This window comes from Actinosynnema sp. ALI-1.44, assembly GCF_001984155.1.
GTDB lineage: Bacteria > Actinomycetota > Actinomycetes > Mycobacteriales > Pseudonocardiaceae > Kibdelosporangium.
This window is the reverse complement of sequence record NZ_MTQO01000038.1, coordinates 144,851-163,190: the sequence shown is the minus strand read 5'-3', so window position 1 is coordinate 163,190 and position 18,340 is coordinate 144,851. Positions and strand designations below refer to the sequence as shown.

Here is an 18,340-nt window from a genome sequence, read left to right as displayed (position 1 = left end):
GACACCCGACCGAACCGGGAAGAATTCCCGGTAACACCGCTCCTACGGCAACGGACTACCTCGGCGACCGCTCAGCGGGCCACCGCACCCCGCGCAAGTCGTCCACCCTGGGCACTGGCAGGAAGATCGTGAACGTCGCGGGCCGTGGCACCGACAACTCCAGCCGTCCGCCGTCGGACTCCACGAGCGCGCGGGCCAGCGCGAGCCCCACACCGGTCGACCCGACCCCGGAGACACCGCGGTCGAAGATGTGCGCGACCAGTTCGTCCGGCACACCGTTCCCGCCGTCGGTGACCTCAATGGACACAGTCGCCTCGCTGCTGCGGACCGTCACCGAGACCGGACCGGCGCCGTGCCGCATCGCGTTGTCCAGCAACACCCCGATGGCCTCACGCAGCCGGGCGGTCGTCGCCTTCGCCAACGGCCTGCCGTGTACCCGGACGCGAAGCGCACGACCGTTGGCGCGCAACGGTTCGCGCCACTCCTTCGCGATCTCGGGCAAGGCGGCGGCCAGGTCGACGGGTTCCGCGTCGGTCGCCCTGGCCTCACGGGCCGCCGCGAGCAACTCGTCGAGCACGTCACCCAGCCGTTCGGCCTGCTCCAGCGCGGCCGCCGCGTCGGCGGCGTTCTCCGGGTCGCTGGTGAGCTGCAACGTTTCCAGCCGCAGCTGCAACGCGGTCAGCCTGCTGCGCAACTGGTGCGAGACGTCACCGACCAGATCCCGTTCGCGCTGCACCAACTCCGCCAACGCGCCCGCGGACGTGTCCAACGCCTCGGCGACCCGGTCCAGTTCGGCGACGCCGTAGCGGCGCGCGTCCGGCTTGAAGTCACCGGCTCCCAGCTTTCCCGCGCGGTCGGCCACGTGACCGAGCGGCTGCGCCAGCCGCCTCGCCGTCACGATCGCGACACCGCTGGCGATCGCGATCGTGATCACCACGACCAGCACGACCAGCCCGGCGACCTGGGTCTGGCGTGTCCTCGTCGGGCCTGCGGGCAGCTGGATGATGACCGTGCCGTCGCGCACGATCTTGATCGACTCGGCCAGCATGTCGCCGCCGAGGTCGGGGCCGATCGACTGGGCGGGCCTGCCCGGCAGGGTCACGATCAGCCTGCCGCCCGGCGGGACAAGGGACTCCACGTCGTCGATGACCGGCTCGCGGTTGTTGGCCAGGTCGTCGTCGAGCACCACGCCGATCTGCTGCGCCCGGGTCTGCAGCTCCTCCCTGGTCAGCGTCTCGACCTGCTGCAGCGCGACGTACCCGAGCGGGATGCCGAGAGCCAGCGTGGTCACCGCGACCGCCAGCAGGATGGCCAGCAGGATCCGCCTGCGCATGGATCAAACCCTAGTCCGAGTTGAACCGGAAGCCGACACCGCGGACCGTGGCGATCCGCCGCTCGGTCGCCCCGCGCGGGCCGATGTCACCGAGCTTGCGGCGCAGCCAGGACATGTGCATGTCCAGAGTCTTGCTCGTCTTGCGCTCGGGGGCGTCGTCCCACACCTCGGCGAGGATCTCCTCACGCGTGACCACCTGGCCCGCGCGCTGGATCAACACCCGCAACAGCTCGAACTCCTTGTTGGCAAGGGTGATCTCCTGGCCGTCCACGGTGACCACACGGCCCGCCATGTCCATCTTCACGCCGTTGACCTCGACCGCTCCCGGCGCCTGGCGGCGCATCAGCGCCCTGATCCTGGCGAGCAGTTCGGCCAGACGGAACGGCTTGGCCACGTAGTCGTCGGCACCCGCGTCGAGACCGACGACGAAGTCCACCTCGTCGGCCCGCGCGGTCAGCATCAGCACCGGCAGGCCACGCCCCGACTGGCGCAGTCGCCTGCAGACCTCCAGCCCGTCCATCCCCGGCAGCCCGAGATCGAGCACCAGGAGGTCGGCACGACCCGCGTCGGCGAACTCCAACGCACTCAGCCCGTCCGTGACGACCTCCACGGCGTAGCCCTCACGCTGCAGAGCGCGTGACAACGGGTCTGCGATCGCCGAGTCGTCCTCGGCCAGCAGCACCACACTCACGGGGACCACTGTAGGCCTGGCACCATCAGGACCGTGTCATCCGACCTTGACTTCGCGTTGCGCCTCGCCGACGCGGCCGACGAGATCACCTCAGCCCGCTTCCGCGCCCAGGACCTGAAGGTCGCCCGCAAACCGGACCGCACCCCGGTGACCGACGCCGACACGGCCGTCGAGGACACCATCCGCGCCATGATCGCCGAGCGTCTCCCGGACGACGACGTCGCCGGGGAGGAGCGCGGCGGAACCATCGGCACGGGCCGGACCTGGGTGATCGACCCGATCGACGGGACGAAGAACTTCCTGCGCGGCGTGCCCGCGTGGGCGACGCTGATCTCGCTGGTGATCGACGGCCACCCGGTCGCCGGTGTGGTCAGCGCCCCCGCGTTGAGCAAGCGCTGGTTCGCCGAGGCGACCGAGGGCGCGTACACCGACGACGGCCGCAAGCTGTCCGTGTCCGGGGTGACGGCGCTCGAAGACGCCTACCTGTCGACGACACACCTCGGGTCGTGGGTGGAGTTCCACTCCAGGGAGGCGTACCTGCGGCTCGTGGACGCGTGCTGGGAGAACCGCGCGTTCGGTGACTTCTGGCAGCACTGCCTGGTGGCCGAAGGCGTGATCGACGTGGCCGCCGAGGCGATCGTGAACCCGTGGGACGTGGCCGCGATCGAGATCATCGTCAAGGAGGCGGGCGGCCGGTTCACCGACCTCAAGGGCACGGACACCTTCCTCGGCGGCTCGGCGCTGTCGACCAACGGCCACCTGCACGACGCCGTGCTGGAGCAACTGGAGACGCCCCAGCCCTAGTCCTGGTCCGCCTTGATCAGGCCAACCGCGCCACGTGCGACCTGGGCCCAGGTCAACCGGCCGAACAGGTAGTGGCACGCGACCTGTTCGTTGGTGAACCTCGCCCAGTCGTAGCGGTTTCCCTGCTCGCGCCAGAACACTTCCCAGCTGATCACGCCGTTCTCGTCCGGGTCGTCGGACCGGATGAGGCACCAGGCGTTGTCGGCTTCCGCGCCGACCGACACGAGTTCCGCGGGGATGCCGACCGCGCCGAGCCAGCCGGTGATCGACTCAGCCTTCATTGCCTGTCTCCTGTACTGGTTCCTCGGCGATGTACCCGAGCGCGACCAGGTCGAGCGCCGGATGTGTGGTCCGGATGCGCACGCCGCCACCGACCTGGCCGAACCACGCGGCCGAGATCCCGCGCCACACCGGAAGCGGCCGCAGAACCTGATACCGGCGGTATTCGGCGGTCACGTGCGACGGCGGCAGCGACCGTTGGGCGAAGGGCGTGCCCGCCTCGGCGAAGACGCGGCCGTCCGGTGAGCCGAAGCGGTCGATGAGCGTTCCCGGTTCGAGGACTTCCGGTTCGCCCGGTGCCGTCGCCCCCTCCGGGAACAACTCGCTCGGCGGCCAGGCGTACTCGGTGTCCGCCGTGTCCCGTCCGCTGCCCTCGCGGACGACGAACCGGCGTGCCCAGTCCCGCTCGTTCTGCCCCGCCAACGGGTCGTGGCCGAGTGTCACGTCACCGGCCGGAATGGACGGTCCCGGCACGACCTCGTCACCACCGGCCAGCGCCAGCGCGTCCGAGTCGTCGACGAGATCCGACCGGGGGTGGTCCCCCGGTTCGAACCGCATGCCCGCCGCGTAGTCGAACTCGGCCGACGGCGGCGGCAACTGGCGTGCGGGGCGGCTGGTGGCGACCGGCATGTGGCCGATCGGGAACATCCGGACCAGCCAGAGTGCGATCACCGAATCCGGGTCCTGCTCCGGCTTCGCCGGTGCCGGACCGGCCACGGCGACAGGCGGTGCGGCTTGCTGGCGACCGGGCTCGGCGGTGACAGCGGAGGCCAACGGGACCGCCGCGGGCGGCAGCGGCCCCCTTGGCCCCAATGCCTGTGGCTGTTGGTTCTGTGGCTGGCCTTGCTGTTGGGGCGGCGCCGCCGGTTGGGGCGCACCGACGGGCGACGCGGTGGCCTGGGGCGGCGGAACCGGGCCACCACCGCCGAACGCCCCCGCCGGAGCGGGCGGCGGCCCGACCGGTGACTGGCCGACCTGAGCCTGTGCTGGAATCCCCGAAGGTGCTTGCTGCGCAGGCGCTTGCGTGGGCGGTGGCGGTGCGTCCAACACCGCAGACGCACCCGCGAGGTGCACGCTGTGGTCGGGCCGTTGGAAACCGGACGGCGGCGTGGGTGCGTCGCCGAGGATGGGCAGCGGACCGGTCACCGGGTCGGCCGAATGACCCAAACCCGGCGCACCTGGGCTGTGCCCGGTGCCCGGTCCGAAGTCGGGACCGATTCCGGGCTGAACCACACCGGGCTGAACCACACCGGGATGGACGACACCGGCAACCCCACCCGGCCCGTGCCCGCCGCCGGGTGGCCCGCCGTCGGCCGGGGGAAAGACGCCTGGCCCGTGACCGCCGCCTGCGACACCGTCCACCGGCTGAAGGGCTCCCGGCCCGTGGCCACCGCCGCCGATCGACGGCACCGCACCGGCCACGGAGTCGGCCACCGGCGGCAGCGCGCCGGGCCCGTGGCCGCCACCGCCCACAATCGACGACGCGACACCGGGAACGCCACCTGGGCTGCCCGCAATCGTCTGCGCCGCATGGGAAGTACCGCTGACAACCGGATCGACCACGCCTTTGCCGACACCGTCGACCAGGCCCGCGACCGGCGCAAGCAGACTCGGGCCCGACGCGCCGGGGTTGGTGTTCACCAGCGGTTCGACCGTCTCCACGGCCACGCCGCTGACCGGCTGGACCGCGCTGACCAAAGTGGAATGCAGGCCCGCCAGGTTGGCCGACGCGCCCCGGATCGCCGTGTCCAGGCCGAGCAGAGCGGTCGGATCACCGGCCTGTGCCGCGTGCTCGGCCACGTTCACGTTCTTGGCCAACGGGGTGAGCTCGCGGACGATCGCGACCTTGGCCTGGCCGATCTGGTTCGCCGCGTGGTCGAGCTTGTCCGCGTGGGACGCGCAGCCCTTGGCGAGCTTGGTCAGGTGCCCGGTGTCCGGTTGGACGAACGTGCTCCAGTGCCGCCGCGCCGAGTCCGCGCTCGCGCCTTCGGTCGTGTTCAGCGCGGACCGTGCCGTGGTGTCCGCTTCGCTGATCAGTGCGTTGATCTTCTGGCCGGTGTCGCGCCACGCCTGCGCGACCTCGCGCATCTTGTCCTCGTCGGCGGACGGCCACTTCACACCGGTTCTCGCCGCGATGTCGGCGAGCTCCGCTGGCAGTTCGATTCCCATGTCAGACCTTGCCGAAGCCGTCGGCCGCGGACGATTCGACGTCGCGGTAGGCCTTCGCCATCGCCGTCAACCGGTCGCCCATGTCCCGCAGCCTGCCGGACGCCGCGTCCACCCCGGATCGGGTCTCGGTCGACGGTCCTGAGTAGATGGCCGAGAAGCTCTGTCCCACTTCGTCTTCGCCCCACGGGCGGCCGAGCGAGTCGAGCGTCCTGGCCAGCTCGGCCGCGATGGTCGCGGCCCGGTCGGCCAGGCCGCCGAACTCGCCCGCGTGCCGGGCCAGCCGCTCGTGGTCGGTGAGGAAGCCGTCTTTCACGCTCGCCCCCTCGGGTTGTCCAGCCAGCTCACTTCTTCGTAGCTGTCGTCGTCGGCGGCGTGCTTGGGCCGCGAGGGGGCCGGGGCCAGCTCGGCCGGTGTCAGGTCGGCCTCGCCGGCCAGCAGCGCACCCGGGTCGGTCTGCACGGGCAGCAGCGGGCTGACGGTCCGGTTGGCGGTCTCCGACGCCTTGGCCACGGCCGCGGTGACCGTCCGGAGGACGAGCTTCGCCAGGTCCGACGGCCGGTGCCGGAGGTAGGCGTCGTCGGACAGCGTCAGGTCCGCCAGCGTGCCGCGGCCGCTGACTGTGGCGACGACCGTGCCGTCCGGGCTGGTGACGGATTCGTTGATGGCCGCGAGAGACTGTTGCATGGACACGAGCTGGTCGCGGCTGCGCCGGTAGTCGGCGAGCAGTTCCTCGACCTGCGCCCGATGATCGGAAGCCACAGCCACCTCCGGTTGTCCCTCGGCGTACAAGCCCGGTCACGCGTTGGACGCGGCGCCCGCCGATCTGGTTCCACCTGTCATCCGACGGGTTTTCGAACGAGCGCGCGCCGCACACCACGGCGTTCTACCAGCACGAACCCCGCGTCCAGGAACATCGAGAGGGTGCCGTGGTACAGATCGGCCGACGTGGTTTTCGCGCCCCGGGTGTCGACCGGGTACGCCTCGACGACCCGCGCGCCGCGCTTGGTGGCGTACCGCACGGCCGCGTCGAGCAGTTCGGCGCCGATCCCCCGGCCCCGCGCGGTCCGGTGGATGTAGAAGCACGTCACCGACCACACGCCGGTGAGGTCCTCGTCGGGGGTCGGCGGCGCGGCGACCATGGACCGCTCAAGCCGCTGGTAGGCCGACCGCGGCGCGACCGCGACCCAGCCGACGGCGTTGCCGTCGTCCATCGCGAGCAACCCGACAGGTTCGCCCGATCGGGCGAGTTCCCGCGCCGCGTGGCGGTTGGCCTCCCCGCTGCCCTGCCGGAAGTCGGCGCCTGCCAGCCGGAAGAACATGCACCAGCACCCCTGGACCGCACCGCGTGGACCGAAGAGCCGTTCCTGGGCGGGCCAAGTCCTCTCGGTCAGTTCGACGACACGCATGGTGGGAGAAGCGTGTCAGCCCCGCAGCGCTTGGACAACCCGGGACGGGCTCGGTCGGCCGAGCCGGTCGGCCATCCACGCGCTGGTCTCGACGAGTTTGGTCAGGTCGGCACCGTGCGCGACGCCCAGTCCGTCGAGCATCCAGACCAGGTCCTCGGTGGCGAGGTTGCCCGTCGCCGACTCCGCGTACGGGCAGCCGCCGAGGCCACCGGCCGAGGAATCCACGGTGGACACTCCACACCGGAGCGCGGCGAGGGTGTTGCTCAACGCCTGCCCGTAGGTGTCGTGGAAGTGCACGGCCAGCTGGTCCGGCGAGCCGAAGTCCGCGATCAGCGCCTCGACCAGGCCGGGGGTGGCGACGCCGATCGTGTCGCCAAGGGACAGCTGCGAGCAGCCCATGTCGAGCAAACGCTTGCCCGCCGCGACCACCTGCGTGCGGGGCACCGGGCCCTCCCACTGGTCGCCGAAGCACATCGACAGGTAGCCGCGCACCTCGAGGCCCTCGGCCCGCGCCCTGGTCACCACCGGCTCGAACATCTCGAACTGGCTGTCGAACGTGCGGTTGAGGTTCTTGCGCGCGAACGACTCGGTGGCGCTCGCGAAGATCGCGATGTGCCCGACCCCGGCCTCCAGCGCGCGGTCGAGCCCTCGGTCGTTCGGCACGAGCACCGGGTACCGCACGCCGTCGCGCCTGGTCATCCCCGCGAGCAACTCGGTGGCGTCGGCCAGCTGCGGAACCCACTTGGGGTGCACGAAACTGGTCGCCTCGATCGTGGTCAGGCCCGCGTCGGCCAGGCGGGAGATGAACTCCAGCTTGACGTCGACGTCCACAACGGACTTCTCGTTCTGCAGGCCGTCGCGCGGCCCGACCTCCCAGATGGTGATCTCGGCCGGGAGGTCGGCGCGGGACGCGACGGTGTCCGGCAGGCCCTTGGCGACCAAGTCAGTACCCCTGCGGCGGGAGCTGCTGGGTCGGCGGGTTCTGCTGGTGCTGCTGGGTCGGCTGCTGCTGGATGAAGTCGTCGTCCGGGTTGTCGTTGATCTCCCGGTACAGCAGCGAGTGCACCTTCTCGACCTGGGGGATGTCGTCGAACTCGAGCGGCTCCTCACTGGACGACTCGATGATCAGCGTGCCGCAGCCGACGATCCGGTCGACCAGCCCGTGCTCGAACCGGACACTCGAGATCCGCGACAACGGGATGTCGATCCCGGTGCGCTTGATCACGCCCTCGCGCGCCATCACCCGGTCCGTGGTGACGATGAAGTGCGTCGTGCGCCACCGGACGAACGGCGCGATGAACAGCCACACGATCAGGATCAGAGCCACGGCGCCGATCAGGATGAACGCGATCGTGCTCCACGACAAGTCCTGCGCGAGGACGGCCAGCCAGATCGCCGCACCGAGGGTGACGATCAGGACGATGTACGGCACCAGCAGCATCTTCCAGTGCGGGTGCTTGTGGATCACGACACGCTCATTCGTGCTGAGCAGGTCGTCTGGATAGGCCACGGTGTTCCTCCCGTACCCGACGATGACGCGCCTACCGTACCGGCGAGGGAGCCGTCCAGTGGCGAGGACGGCGGATCTCGACCTAAGTAGCCGCCCGCAGGTGCACGACATCACCGGCGGGGACCGACCGGTCGTGCCCGTCGGCGTCGCGGACCACGAGCGTTCCGTCCGTTTCCAGGTACCGCGCGGTGCCCTCGAACGAGCCGTCGCCCAGCTCGACGCGCACCTCCTGGCCGAGGGTCACGCAGTGCTTGCGGTACTCCTCGTGCAGGCCGCTGGCGAACGGGTCGCCGTCCGCCGCACGCCACGGCGCCTCCCAGCGGTCGAGCTCCACCAGCAACCGCTCCGCCAGGACAGTCAGGTCGAGCTCGTCGGCGCCTTCGGCTGCCAGCGAGGTCGGCTGGAGACCGCCGGGGGCCAGTTCGGCCGCCACCGGCTGGACGTTCAGCCCGATCCCGAGGACGACGCCGTTCTGGCTGGTCGTCGCCAGGACACCGGCGCCCTTCCTGCGGTCGGGGCCGAGCAGCAGGTCATTCGGCCACTTCAACACCGCGGGCACGCCTGTCGACATGGAGACGTTCACCAGGGCGACCCCGGCCAGCAGCGTCAGCCACGGCAACCGGTGCCCCGGTACGCCCGGTGCGTAGTAGATGCTGACGTACAGCCCGCCCGGTGGCGACGTCCACGACCGCGAACGCCTGCCCTCACCAGCGGTTTGCTGCCGCGCGATCAGGACTGTGCGGTCCGGTGGCCGCTGCCGGTCCAGATCCGCGTTGGTCGACTCGGTGCTGTCCACGACCGTGAGCCCCGCATAGGGTCCGGTCGGCTGCGTCAAACGCTGGGCAAGGTAGTCGCCGTCCACACCTATGACATTAAGGCGTGACGTGAGCAACGTGAGGAAACCGCGCCGGGGCGCGCGTGGCTAGGCTGCCTCTTCATGAGCAGTGCGTCACAACCCCTCGGGCCGCCACCCGGTGCAGACACGTCCGCCGACATCCACACCACGGCAGGCAAGCTGGCGGATCTCTACCGCCGCAACGACGAGGCCGTGCACGCAGGCTCGGCCCGCGCCGTGGAGAAGCAGCACGCCAAGGGCAAGAAAACCGCCCGTGAGCGGATCGACCTGCTGCTGGATCCCGGCTCGTTCGTCGAGCTGGACGAGCTGGCCAGGCACCGGTCGACGAACTTCGGGCTGGAGAAGAACCGACCGTACGGCGACGGCGTGGTGACCGGTTACGGCACCGTCGACGGCCGTCCGGTGTGCGTGTTCAGCCAGGACGTGACGGTGTTCGGCGGCGCCCTCGGCGAGGTGTACGGCGAGAAGATCGTCAAGGTGATGGACCTGGCGATCAAGACCGGCCGGCCGATCATCGGCATCAACGAGGGCGGCGGGGCGCGCATCCAGGAAGGCGTGGTCTCGCTCGGCCTCTACGGCGAGATCTTCATGCGCAACACCCGGGCGTCCGGCGTGATCCCGCAGATCTCGCTGATCATGGGCGCGAACGCGGGCGGGCACGTCTATTCGCCCGCTTTGACGGATTTCGTGGTGATGGTCGACCAGACCTCGCAGATGTTCATCACCGGACCTGACGTGGTCAAGACGGTGACCGGCGAGGAGGTGACGTTCGAGGAACTCGGCGGGGCGCGCACGCACAACACGAAGTCCGGCGTCGCGCACTACATGAGCAGTGACGAGGACGACGCCATCGCGTACGTCAAGGACCTGCTGTCGTACCTGCCTTCGAACAACCTGTCCGACCCGCCCGTCTTCCCCGGTGCGGACACCGGTGACGGCTCGCTGGCCGAGACGCTGACCGACACCGACCACGAGCTGGACACCCTGATCCCGGACTCGCCGAACCAGCCGTACGACATGCACGAGGTCATCACGCGCGTGCTCGACGACGGCGAGTTCCTCGAGGTGCAGGAACTGTTCGCGCCGAACATCCTGGTCGGCTTCGGCCGTGTGGAAGGACGCGCGGTCGGTGTCGTGGCCAACCAGCCGACCCAGTTCGCGGGTTGCCTGGACATCGACGCGTCGGAGAAGGCGGCCCGGTTCGTGCGCACGTGTGACGCCTTCAACGTGCCGGTGCTGACGTTCGTGGACGTGCCAGGCTTCCTGCCAGGCACCGACCAGGAATGGAACGGCATCATCCGCCGCGGCGCCAAGCTCATCTACGCGTACGCCGAAGCGACCGTGCCCAAGGTGACGGTCATTACGCGCAAGGCGTTCGGTGGCGCGTACGACGTCATGGGCTCCAAGCACCTCGGCGCGGACATGAATCTCGCGTGGCCGACCGCCCAGATCGCGGTCATGGGAGCACAGGGCGCCGCGAACATCGTGCACCGCAAGACACTCGCCAAGGCAGCCGACAACGGCAAGGACGTCGAAGCGTTGCGCGCGGAACTCGTGCAGGAGTACGAGGACACGTTGCTCAACCCGTACGCGGCAGCGGAACGCGGTTACGTCGACTCCGTCATCCCGCCCTCGTACACGCGTGGCTATGTCGCACGCGCGTTGCGGATGCTGCGTGACAAGCGCGAGACGTCGTTGCCCAAGAAGCACGGGAACATCCCGCTATGAGCTCGGACGACAGGCCTCTGCTGCGGATCGTGCGCGGCACGCCGGACGACGCGGAACTCGCGGCCCTGACCGCTGTCGTGGCTTCACTGCCCGGACCGGCCGAGGAAGCCGAGCCCGAACAGCGCTCCGCTTGGGGCGATCCGGCTTCACGGATGCGTGCCCAGGTGCGGCCAGGCCCGGGAGCCTGGCGCGCGTCCGGCTTCCCCCACTGACGCTGTTGTGTGCAACCAATGTGGCCTTCGTAGCGTTTTCCGCAACGAAGGCCACATTGGTTGCCAAGCTAGCGCCATGCGGTGACGGTGGCGGAGACGTACGAGTCGAAATCGATCGGGTCGCGGCCGAGCACGCGCTGCACGCCGTCGCGTGGTTCGGCGTAGAGGCCGCCGCGCATCTCGGTGAACATCGCGTTGATCTCGGCCGCGGCCTCCTCGGGGGCTCCCTGGGCCAGGAGCTCGTCCCGGTACTGCTCCGGGGTGAGCTCCTCGTAGCGGATGGACCGTCCCGATGCCTTGGCGATGGTGTCCACGACCGCGCCGAACGTGAGCGCCTGTGGCCCCGACAACGTGTACACCTGCTCGTGGTGGCCGTCCTCGGTCAACGCCACGGCGGCGACGGCGGCGATGTCCCTGGCGTCGATGAACGGCTCGGGTGTGTCCCCGATCGGCAGGGCCAGCCGTCCGTCCCGCAGCGGTGCCAGCCAGATGTCCGGGTCGTCGAAGTTCTGGTTGAAGTTGTTCGGCCGCAGGATCGTCCACTCCACACCCGAGTCGCGCACGGCCCGTTCCCCCGCTGCCATGCCCTGGAAGTACTCGGCGGGGAACCGGTCCACGTCGCGTCCGGACAGTGCGACGAACCGGCGCACACCCGCCTCGACCGCCTGCTTGACGAAGATCGCGGCGGACTCCGGCTCGTACGGCGCGACCAAGTAGACCGTCGACGCCCCTTCGACGGCCGCCGCCCATGTGTCCTGGTCGGACCAGTCGAACCGTGTTCCGCTCCTGCGGGTCGCCACCCGCACGTCCGCACCGCGCGCCCGCAGGTTCTCCACCAGCGGACGCCCGGTCTTGCCCGTCCCACCCAGCACCAGAATCGTCATGGCAGCGAGTCAACCGCCCGCTGCGTGCGACGACCATGGTTCGCCGTCCGGGTGACATGTCCGTTCGTCCGTAGAGTTGGGTGCATGGATCCGGTCGATGAGCTGCTGCGCGGTATCCGGTCGGACGGCGCCGACGTCGGCATCGAGGAACTGGCGGCGCCGTGGCGTTTCACCTGCGACGCGGCCCTGACCCTGCTCGCACCGCTGAAGGGCTCGGTGACGCTGCCGGACGGGGTTGTCAGCGTCGGTGAGACGGCGGTCGTGCGCGGCCCGTTCACCGCCAGCTCGGACGAGTACAGCCTGCTGCTGGTCGGTGCTTATCCCGTGCGCGGCGCCGTCGAACGGCGGCTGCTGGACGTGTTGCCGCCGATGCTGGTCCTGCCGGACGAGGACGACTGCTCGTCGATCCGCGACTACCTGGTCACCCAGTTCACCGCGAACGCGCCCGGCCGACAGGTCGTGCAGGACCGCCTGCTCGAATGGCTGCTGGTGTGCACGTTGCGGGCCTGGTTCGACCAGCAGCCAGCGGCGCCCGTGGGGTGGCACGACGAGACGCTGGGTCCGGTGCTGCGGGCGATGCACGCGGCGCCCGGCAAACAGTGGACGCTGGCCGCGCTCGCCAGCGAGGCCGGTGTGTCGCGTACGACGCTGGCCGAACGGTTCGTGAAGGTCGTGGGCAAGCCGCCGCTGACGTACCTGAAGGACTGGCGGATGACGCTGGCCGCGGACCTGCTGGCCGAGTCCACGTCGACGGTCGCGGCGGTCGCGCACCGCGTCGGGTACGCGGACGCGTTCGGGTTCAGCACGGCGTTCAAGCGCTTCCACGGGATCAGCCCGACCGAATGCCGTGCCCTGTGCCGAGCGTGACCGACAGGTGAACCTTAACTGGGAACCCTTTGCCACCTTTCGGCCCTGACGCCTCCCCGCGGCGCGTTTTAGCGTGATCGGCATGGCGATTCGTGGCTGGCTGACGGCCGGGCTTGTCGGCTTGGTGTCGGGTTTGGTCGTTGCGCCCGCGGGTGCGGCGCAACCGGCGTTCGTGGTGAAACAGGGTGTCACGCAGCCGGTCCACTCGCTCGCGGACGCCGTCCGGGAGACCGTGTGGGTGGACATCGGGCTGGACCTGGACAACAACGGCGTCGGTGACCGGGTGGCGGCCGACATCGTCCGCCCGGCGACCACCGACCGCGTTCCGGTGATCATCGACGCCAGTCCGTACTACGCGACGGCAGGGCGTGGCAACGAGTCCGAGGTCAAGACGTACTCCAACGGCGTGCCGGTGAAGTTCCCCCTGTTCTACGACAACTACTTCGTGCCACGCGGGTACGCGGTGGCGCTGGTCGACTTCAGCGGTTCGAACCGGTCGACCGGCTGCATGGACACCGGCGGCCGCTCCGAGATCGCCTCCGGCAAGGCCGTGATCGACTGGCTCAACGGCCGCGCGACCGGGTACTCGGCCGCGTCGGGCGGGACGACCAAAGCCGCGTCGTGGTCGACCGGCGCGGCGGCGATGATCGGCAAGTCGTGGGACGGCAGCATCACCCACGGTGTCGCGGCGACCGGCGTCGACGGCCTGCGCACGATCGTGCCGATCGCGGGGATCAGCTCATGGTACGACTGGTTCCGATCGGACGGTGTCTCGCTGCGCGGCTTCGGGACGCCGACGAGCCTCGCGTCCGGCTTCGAGAACAGCAACGCCAAGTCCCGTTGCGGCGCGGTGCGCACGGAGATGACGAACGGCGCACCGTCGAACGGCGACTACACCGCGATGTGGCAGCAGCGCGACTTCGTGCGCAACGCGGGCAACGTCAAGGCAGCGGTCTTCTCGGTCAACGGCCGCGCGGACCTGAACGTCAAGCCGATCAACTGGGGCCAGTGGCTCGAGTCGATTCCCGCGTCGGTGCCCCGCAAGCTGTGGTTGTCGCAGACCGGGCACGTCGACCCGTTCGACTTCCGCCGCGCCGAGTGGGTGCGCACCCTGCACCGCTGGTTCGACCGCTGGCTGCTGGACGTCCAGAACGGGATCGAGCACGAGCCGCAGGTGTCGGTCGAGCGCGGCGTGAACCAGTGGGCCGACTCGCCGACCTGGCCGCCGTCCGGCGTGCAGTCCCAACGGTTGTACCCGGTCCCCGGGTCCGTCGCGGGTGTCGGCACGTTGAGCCAGATGCCGGGTTCGTCGACTTCGTCCTTCACCGACAGCGGTTCCGGCACGGCGTCGTCGTTCATCGCCTCGCCGAACTCCACTTCGGCACGGCGTGTCCTCTACAGCACCGGCCCGTTGACCTCCGACGTCCGCATCGCGGGGATTTCGCGTCTGACGGTCGCGGTGACGCCGTCCAAACCGACCGCACACCTGTCCGCGTTCCTTGTGGACTACGGCCCCGCGACGATCCGAGGCACATCGGGCGAGGGCGTCCGGACCCTGACCAACGAGACGTGCTGGGGCGAGAACCGGCCCGGCGATGACGCCTGCTACAGGGAAACGGAAGCGACGACGTCCACTGTGGACGCCACCGTCGTCGCGAGGGGCTGGGCGGACCTGGCGAACTACTCGTCGCTGAGCACACCGCGGACGCTGACGCCCGGCACGAAGTACACGATGAGTTTCCGCCTGTACGCCACGGACTACGTCGTTCCGCGCAACCACAGGCTGGCGCTGGTGATCGCGCCGACCGACTCGTCCGCGACCACCAGCCCGTCGCAACTGCCCCAGATCACCGTGCACCTGGCCGAGACGTCGATCCAGGTGCCGATCATCGGCACGCTGCCGAAGGGCGCGACGACACACCCCGCATTGGAGGCAACGCGGGTCCAGGACGACATCACCCCTGGTCAACTGCGCTAACAAGACACGCCGACGCGTAGTCCGCGAGGATGCGGGCGAGTTCGTCGGGTGCATCACGCGCGACCAGGTGGCCCGCAGAGGTCACCTGGTCGACCGTGACCCCCGGATTGGCGGCGCGGAGCCGTTCCACCTCCGCATCACCTATCGGCGAGTCCGGGCCAGCACGCACCAGCAGGATCGGTGGCTCGATCTTCGCGGTCACCGCCAGGAGGTCGGGCCCACGCGCGAGGATGTCCTCGACGAGTTCGGGCTGGGTGTCGAGCAGGCCGTGTTCGTCCAGCCAGGCGCGCACCTCCGGCAGATCGGGATCCGGCACGACATCGACGAGCACCAGTCCGGCGACGCGTTGTGCCACGCTTGGGTCGGCGAGGGCCGCGATCGCCGCCAACCCGCCCAGGGAAGCGCCGACCACGACAAGTGGCGCCCGTTCTCCGTGGATCATCACAGCGACGTCATCCGCGACCAACGGCAGTGTCGTCGCTTGCCCCGTGCTGTCCCCATGGCCACGCAAGTCGTAGGCCACGGTCCGAAGCCCGCACCGACTGAGCGCCTCCGCGACCGGCGCCCAGACACCACGGCGCTCGCCGCCTGCGTGGAGCAGGAGAACGGTCGGGCCGTCACCGATGGCCGTGCCTCGCAGCGTTGTGTCGTCACGCCAGATCGTCAGGTCGACCATATGAGCACCTCCATACCTTGAGCACTCAAGGTATGGCGTGCTGCCTTGGTTAGTCAAGGTAAGGTCGGCGGGTCATCGACCCGTTCTCACCGCCAGTTCGGCCAGCCGCACGCGGAGTTCCGCGGTACCGGGATCGGTGAGCCTGTCGTAGGTTTCCATCGCGATCCGCCAACAGGACACGGCGCGGTGGATGAAGTCGGTCCGCCACAGGGTTTCGTCGTGGTCGCACACCGCGCTGAGGCTGTACTCGACGAAACCCCTCAGATACCCGTGCCGCGAGCCGTCTCCGAGCCGGAGAGCGGCCCGCAAATGATCTTCCGCGTCGGCGTACCGCTCCTGCTCGACGCATATCCAACCGAGGTGGCTGTGCGCCACCGCCTGCAGCCCCCGGTCGCCGAGTTCACCCGCCAGGACGATCGCGGCACGAACGCGCTCGACGGCCTCCTGATACCTGGACATGCACTGGAGCGCGCACCCGATGCTGTTGAGCAGTTGGCACTCCGCTGTCCGGTCGCCGGTGTGCCGGGCGGAGGCAAGGCCGAGATCGAACACGTCGAACACGTCATTCCAAAGCCCTTGCAGGGAAAGAGCCGCGGCGGACGTGCCAGCCAGTATGACGGCGAGCCCGTGCAGACCGTGGCGGGCGGCGACACGACTCGCGGCGGACACGTTGCCGAACTCGGCGTCGCCCCACGCCCACGCCTCCACCGGGCCGGAGAGGACGATCTCGGGACAGGCGTGCGTTTCCACGCCCGCGCCGACGATCCAGTCGGCGAGCCGGGGGACGACGGTCAGGTACGCCATCTTGGCGTGGTGGGCGTACCAGCCCAACAGAGTGCGCCGAGCGTGGTCACGATCGACAGGGCTGTCGTCCCGCTCGGCGCGATCGGCCGCATAGGCGTGCAGCAGGTCGTGGAAGCGGTACCGGTCCCTGGCAACGGGTTCGATCAGGTGCACCTCGGCGAGCACCGCGAGCAACCGCCGTGCGGCGGCCACATCGGTGCCCGCGACCGCCGCCGCGGCGTGGACACTGAACTCCGGTCCGGGGTTCAGGCCGAGCCGCCGCAACATCCGCGCCTGATCGCCGGTGAGCCGGTGGTAGGACCAGTCGAAGACGGTCCGCACCGCGGTGTGCTCGTCGGCCGCGGTCCGCAGCGCCTCCCAACGGCCTTGTTCGCTGTCCAGGTCGGCCACCAGGTCGGCGATCGTCGAGTGCGGCTGGGCGACCGCGCGGCCCGCGGCGATCCGGAGCGCCAACGGCAACCGGGCGCACGCCCTGATCAACTCCGCCACCGCACCGGGCTGGGTGCCCGCTCGCAGCGGGCGGAGCAGGGCGTTCACCAGATCCAGCGCCTCGCACTCGGTGAACAGGTCCAGCGTGATCCGGTTCGCGCCTTCTCCGACCACCAGCCCGGACAGGTGCGCCCGGCTGGTCACCACCACGGCGGATCCGGCTCCGCCCGGCAACAACGGGCGGACCTGCGCGGCGCTGCCCGCGTTGTCGAGCACGATCAACACCTGCCGGTCGGCCAGCACCGACCGGAACAACCCGGCCCGTTCCTCCATATCCGCCGGGATCCGCTCCGGCGGTGTGCCCAACGCCCCGAGGAAGCAGGCGAGGACGTCGCCCGGTGTGGCCGGGACGCCGGGACTGTAGCCACGCAGATTGGCGTACAGGGTGCCGCCGGGGAACCTGTGCTGCACCCGATGTGCCCAGTGCACCGCCAAAGCGGTCTTGCCGACCCCGGCGGTGCCGTCGATGGCGGTGATCACCACCGAGTCGCCCCGGCCGAGCGCGAGCGCGTCGAGAGCGGCCAGGTGTTCGGCGCGACCGGTGAAGTCCCTGATGGTCAGCGGCAACTGCCGCGGCACCGGCAGGTCGTCGGACCTGCGCGGTCGCGCGTCGGGATTCATCAACTCGGCCAACGAGACGCCCGGCTGGAGGACAGCGCGGGCGGCAACCGCGCTCAGCGCACGGGGAAGCCCGGCACAGCGGGCCAGGATGTCCTCCACAGCAGCGGGTTCGGCGGCCACCCGCTGGTGGCCGAGACGACACGTCAGCACCTCGCGCGCGTCGGTGGCGTTCAGCGCGCCGAGCAGGATCGGCCGGGCACCGTGCGCGGCGACCAGCCCGGCGAGGCTGTCGCGGCTGGTCACAATCACTGTGCAGGTGGGGCTGCCGGGCAACAACGGGCCGACCTGGTCGGCGTCGGCGGCGTCATCCACCAGGATCAGCATCCGCCTGCCCGCGGTGAGGCTGCGGTACAGACCGACTTGGGCCTCCTGGCTGTCCGGCATCGCGTCGACGCCGAGCGCGTCGAGGAAACCGCGCACCGCCGCCGCGGGATCCATGGGATCGTTACGGGACCCGCGCAGGTCGACGACCAGGTGCCCGTCCGGGAAACGGTCGGCGTTGTCGTGCGCCCAGCGCAAGGCCAGCCAGGTCTTGCCGATCCCCGCGCCGCCGCTGATCGTGCAGATCCCGACCGACTCGGTGGTCCCGTCGAGCCCCTTGTCCAACGCTGCCAGCGCGTCTTCCCGTCCGACGAACGCAGTCGGCGGCGCGGGCAACTGCCTGGCCGTCTCACCGTTGCCTGAGCGGGTCTCGACGGCTCCGGGACCGGTGGCGGCAGCCAGCAGCTTGTCCCGCTCCCGTGCCTCCAACGGCAGGGCGTCGGCCAGCAGCCGCACCGTGATCACGCGGGGGTTGCCGCCGTGACCGGCTTCGAGTCTGCTGATCGCGCGAACGGAAACGCCGGACCGCTCCTCCAGTTGCTGCTGCGTCAGCCCCGTTTCCAGGCGCAGCCGCCGCAACAGCGTGCCGAACCGGCTTGCCACGTCTTCCCCACCTCCCGATCGCCTGGAACCCAGCGTGGCACGGCTGACGGCCGGGGCGACCGGTCACCTATGTCCGGTGGGTCTGACCTGCGTGTTGCGGGACCGTTGC

Annotated in this window: 18 protein-coding genes; 5 read left to right on the top strand and 13 right to left on the bottom strand. The window is 70.0% G+C overall.

Annotation, left to right across the window (positions count from 1 at the left end; all coding sequences use genetic code 11):
- Positions 1-55: 55 nt before the first annotated feature.
- Both ALI144C_RS12495 and ALI144C_RS12490 read right to left on the bottom strand, forming a co-directional pair.
- Positions 56-1,333 carry an ATP-binding protein gene (locus ALI144C_RS12495; protein ID WP_076987239.1) on the bottom strand — a complete coding sequence of 426 codons (1,278 nt, stop codon included), beginning with the start codon at positions 1,331-1,333 and terminating at the stop codon, positions 56-58.
- Between the two features lie 10 nt (positions 1,334-1,343).
- Complete coding sequence (locus tag ALI144C_RS12490) at positions 1,344-2,024, bottom strand: response regulator transcription factor (protein ID WP_054297468.1); 681 nt, start codon at positions 2,022-2,024, stop codon at positions 1,344-1,346.
- A 33-nt stretch (positions 2,025-2,057) separates the two neighbouring features.
- Between ALI144C_RS12490 and hisN the strand changes: the two genes are divergently transcribed.
- Positions 2,058-2,828, top strand: a complete 771-nt coding sequence (gene hisN / locus ALI144C_RS12485) for a histidinol-phosphatase (protein ID WP_441297553.1) — start codon at positions 2,058-2,060, stop codon at positions 2,826-2,828.
- Here the strand turns inward: hisN and ALI144C_RS12480 are convergent.
- The 8 genes from ALI144C_RS12480 to ALI144C_RS12445 form a co-directional block, all read right to left on the bottom strand.
- On the bottom strand, positions 2,825-3,109 hold the full coding sequence (locus tag ALI144C_RS12480; protein ID WP_076987237.1) for a hypothetical protein: 285 nt from the start codon (positions 3,107-3,109) through the stop codon (positions 2,825-2,827). The two genes, hisN and ALI144C_RS12480, sit on opposite strands and share 4 nt — an antisense overlap.
- Positions 3,099-5,276: a TNT domain-containing protein gene (locus tag ALI144C_RS12475; protein ID WP_076987236.1), complete on the bottom strand. Its 2,178-nt coding sequence runs from the start codon at positions 5,274-5,276 to the stop codon at positions 3,099-3,101. The genes ALI144C_RS12480 and ALI144C_RS12475 overlap by 11 nt, the downstream gene beginning before the upstream one ends.
- A 1-nt stretch (position 5,277) precedes the next feature.
- On the bottom strand, positions 5,278-5,589 hold the full coding sequence (locus tag ALI144C_RS12470; protein WP_076987235.1) for a WXG100 family type VII secretion target: 312 nt from the start codon (positions 5,587-5,589) through the stop codon (positions 5,278-5,280).
- Positions 5,586-6,035 carry a YbaB/EbfC family nucleoid-associated protein gene (locus tag ALI144C_RS12465; protein WP_076987321.1) on the bottom strand — a complete coding sequence of 150 codons (450 nt, stop codon included), beginning with the start codon at positions 6,033-6,035 and terminating at the stop codon, positions 5,586-5,588. The genes ALI144C_RS12470 and ALI144C_RS12465 overlap by 4 nt, the downstream gene beginning before the upstream one ends.
- Positions 6,036-6,112: 77 nt before the next feature.
- Positions 6,113-6,682, bottom strand: a complete 570-nt coding sequence (locus tag ALI144C_RS12460; RefSeq protein ID WP_076987234.1) for a GNAT family N-acetyltransferase — start codon at positions 6,680-6,682, stop codon at positions 6,113-6,115.
- 15 nt (positions 6,683-6,697) lie between these two features.
- Positions 6,698-7,624, bottom strand: coding sequence for a hydroxymethylglutaryl-CoA lyase (locus ALI144C_RS12455; protein ID WP_076987233.1), 927 nt, complete (start codon positions 7,622-7,624; stop codon positions 6,698-6,700).
- Position 7,625: 1 nt separating this feature from the next.
- Positions 7,626-8,192 carry a PH domain-containing protein gene (locus tag ALI144C_RS12450; protein ID WP_076987232.1) on the bottom strand — a complete coding sequence of 189 codons (567 nt, stop codon included), beginning with the start codon at positions 8,190-8,192 and terminating at the stop codon, positions 7,626-7,628.
- Positions 8,193-8,274: 82 nt separating this feature from the next.
- A complete protein-coding gene (locus ALI144C_RS12445) occupies positions 8,275-9,054 on the bottom strand; it encodes a biotin--[acetyl-CoA-carboxylase] ligase (RefSeq protein WP_237774109.1) in 780 nt (259 codons plus the stop codon).
- 75 nt (positions 9,055-9,129) lie between these two features.
- Between ALI144C_RS12445 and ALI144C_RS12440 the strand changes: the two genes are divergently transcribed.
- Complete coding sequence (locus ALI144C_RS12440; protein ID WP_076987231.1) at positions 9,130-10,776, top strand: acyl-CoA carboxylase subunit beta; 1,647 nt, start codon at positions 9,130-9,132, stop codon at positions 10,774-10,776.
- Positions 10,773-10,988: an acyl-CoA carboxylase subunit epsilon gene (locus tag ALI144C_RS12435; protein ID WP_076987230.1), complete on the top strand. Its 216-nt coding sequence runs from the start codon at positions 10,773-10,775 to the stop codon at positions 10,986-10,988. The genes ALI144C_RS12440 and ALI144C_RS12435 overlap by 4 nt, the downstream gene beginning before the upstream one ends.
- Before the next feature lie 68 nt (positions 10,989-11,056).
- Here the strand turns inward: ALI144C_RS12435 and ALI144C_RS12430 are convergent, their stop codons facing one another.
- Positions 11,057-11,872: an NmrA family NAD(P)-binding protein gene (locus tag ALI144C_RS12430; protein ID WP_076987229.1), complete on the bottom strand. Its 816-nt coding sequence runs from the start codon at positions 11,870-11,872 to the stop codon at positions 11,057-11,059.
- A gap of 84 nt (positions 11,873-11,956) precedes the next feature.
- On the opposite strand from ALI144C_RS12430, the gene ALI144C_RS12425 reads away from it, so the two are divergent.
- Together ALI144C_RS12425 and ALI144C_RS12420 are read left to right on the top strand one after the other, a co-directional pair.
- A complete protein-coding gene (locus tag ALI144C_RS12425) occupies positions 11,957-12,739 on the top strand; it encodes an AraC family transcriptional regulator (protein ID WP_076987228.1) in 783 nt (260 codons plus the stop codon).
- A gap of 82 nt (positions 12,740-12,821) precedes the next feature.
- Positions 12,822-14,717, top strand: coding sequence for a Xaa-Pro dipeptidyl-peptidase (locus ALI144C_RS12420; protein WP_237774108.1), 1,896 nt, complete (start codon positions 12,822-12,824; stop codon positions 14,715-14,717).
- Here ALI144C_RS12420 and ALI144C_RS12415 read toward each other — a convergent pair.
- The gene (locus ALI144C_RS12415; protein ID WP_076987227.1) at positions 14,695-15,393 is read right to left on the bottom strand and encodes an alpha/beta fold hydrolase; all 699 of its coding nucleotides are present in this window, start codon (positions 15,391-15,393) and stop codon (positions 14,695-14,697) included. The genes ALI144C_RS12420 and ALI144C_RS12415 overlap by 23 nt on opposite strands.
- A 72-nt stretch (positions 15,394-15,465) precedes the next feature.
- Positions 15,466-18,231: an NB-ARC domain-containing protein gene (locus ALI144C_RS12410; protein ID WP_076987226.1), complete on the bottom strand. Its 2,766-nt coding sequence runs from the start codon at positions 18,229-18,231 to the stop codon at positions 15,466-15,468.
- Positions 18,232-18,340: the final 109 nt, after the last annotated feature.